General features: G+C 29.8%; 3 protein-coding genes. All 3 read left to right on the top strand.

Going from position 1 to position 1994, the window contains the following annotated elements; translation table 11 throughout:
* Positions 1-320 (top strand): DUF3127 domain-containing protein (locus A9996_RS19260; protein WP_346210732.1); only part of this gene is annotated, 320 nt, incomplete at its 5' end.
* Between the two features lie 32 nt (positions 321-352).
* Entirely contained in the window at positions 353-1636 is a 1284-nt protein-coding gene (locus tag A9996_RS19255) for a hypothetical protein (RefSeq protein ID WP_066439150.1), read from the top strand.
* Positions 1626-1994: DNA-processing protein DprA (locus A9996_RS19250; RefSeq protein ID WP_211272678.1), on the top strand; the 369-nt coding region annotated here is incomplete at its 3' end. The genes A9996_RS19255 and A9996_RS19250, both read left to right, overlap by 11 nt.

Genomic DNA, 1994 nt, shown 5'->3' with positions numbered 1-1994 from the left:
GAAAAAAAATAAATACAGCACAAACTATTGGTAGTAATGGATTTCAAAAACGAGAATTAATATTAACCACTGTCGAACAATATCCTCAAATGATATTAGTTGAATTTATTCAAGATAAATGTGACCTATTAGATAATTATAATATTGGAGATATGGTTGTCGTTTCCATAAACTTAAGAGGTAGGGAATGGATCAATGCAGAAGGCCAAACTAAATACTTCAATACCATTCAAGGTTGGAAAATAGCATTAAATGACGCTTCAAATAATCCTCCACCTGTTCCACGTTTCAGCGAAAATGATGAAGATCTTCCTTTTTAGAAAAAAATAAATACTTTAAAAAATAAAAATGTATGATCATATTTTTAGATTTAGATGGAACATTAACACATACAACGGATTCCTATTTTAAAAGAATGAAAGATGGAATTGATAATATAGATGTTGAATTAATTAAAAAATATGTGTTCCCAGGAGCTCTCAAGTTTATACATGAGCAAATCTTATTGGGAAACAAATTATATATTATTTCGGATAGCCATCCAAACTACGTCAAAGCTATTGCAAAACAAATTTTTGATTTACCATATTTAAGTTTAGCAGATAAACCTAATGATAAAAAGACCCAAGATTTTATCCAGTCTAATAACGAGTTAAAAGAAGCTTTTAGTAACAAAAATAATTTTATTTTAGTAGGTGATAGTTGGCTTGATATTGGACTTGGACGTTTATTAAATATTAGAACAGTACTTACAAAATTTTATAATACAACTGAGCTTGAGGTAAGAGATGGAATTGGAGATGATAGGAAGAAAATCAAGTATGGTCCAACATATTATGCTAATAGTTTCGAAGAATTAGCTAAAATTATTTCAAACCCTTTGGAAAACTTATTAGCATTAGAAGCCGTGTTTCAAGGTGTAAGCTCTTCAAAAGTAGTTAAGTTTAAATTTCAAAAACATGCCAACGGATTCACTGCTTTTCGCTGTTTAGCTAGGCAGGATGATGGCGAATGTGATAAGTATGCACGTGCAGATATGTATTATAAAATTGACAGACAGGATAGATCAACTGAATTTTTAAATCAGCTAGCAACTTCAGTTTCAAACTATTTAAAAACCGTAGAGTCTCAAAATAAATTTAATTGGGATTATCTTTCATATGTTTCAGACAAAAAAACAACCACTCCTCCAAATAAAATGGAGCAAATATTCGATATAGTTCAAAGTGAGATTCCTAAAGTCAAACTTTTTGAATGGGATGAGAATGTCGAAGGAAGTTTAAGGAATCAACCTAATTATAAATCGCGTAGAGATTTTATAGCCAAATATCTTTCAACCTATAAATCCTTCGATTTAAATGATAAGAATATTATTGTAATTGATGATCAATTTACCTCTTCCGCAACAGCATATGAAGTTGCCACTCAATTGAGAAATAGAGGAGCCAAAAACATTCTATTTATAGCGCTATTTTATTTAATTTTACCAATATCGAATAAAATTTGCCCAAAATGTAGTAAGAAAATGCAGATAAAAATAAATCGTAATAAAGGAAGTAAGTTCTATTCTTGTACACCACCACAGTATAGAGGAGAGGGCTGTGGAAATATTATAAATATTTATAATGAACAATAAAGTAAAACATATTCTTGCATTATCCATGATTAAAGGAGTTGGAGATGCATTCGTCAAAAGACGATTAAATGAAATTCAGGCTTATTTAGACGATATTGATTTGTTAGGAAATATGCTTGGAGGACAGGTAACAATTGAGGGAATAAATGAAAATATACCATTAGCAAGTAGAATAATAGAAGAATGTTCTGAAAATAATATTAAAATAATTCCAATTACAAGTGAACAATACCCGCCATTACTAAAAGAAATTAAAAATCCTCCTGCTGTTTTATACCTTAAAGGAAATATGGCTAACCTAGAAAAATGTGTAGCCATTATTGGAACTAGAAAATCAGATGACCTAGGTAATACAATC

This window comes from Gelidibacter algens (assembly GCF_001678675.1).
Lineage (GTDB): Bacteria > Bacteroidota > Bacteroidia > Flavobacteriales > Flavobacteriaceae > Gelidibacter > Gelidibacter algens.
The sequence above is the reverse complement of the archived record's forward strand: the minus strand, read 5'-3'. Positions and strand labels throughout refer to the sequence as shown.

Coding starts and splice junctions, on each gene's coding strand:
- A9996_RS19255 (WP_066439150.1), top strand. CDS start 353: ATGATCATATTTTTAGATTTAGATGGAACATTAACACATACAACGGAT.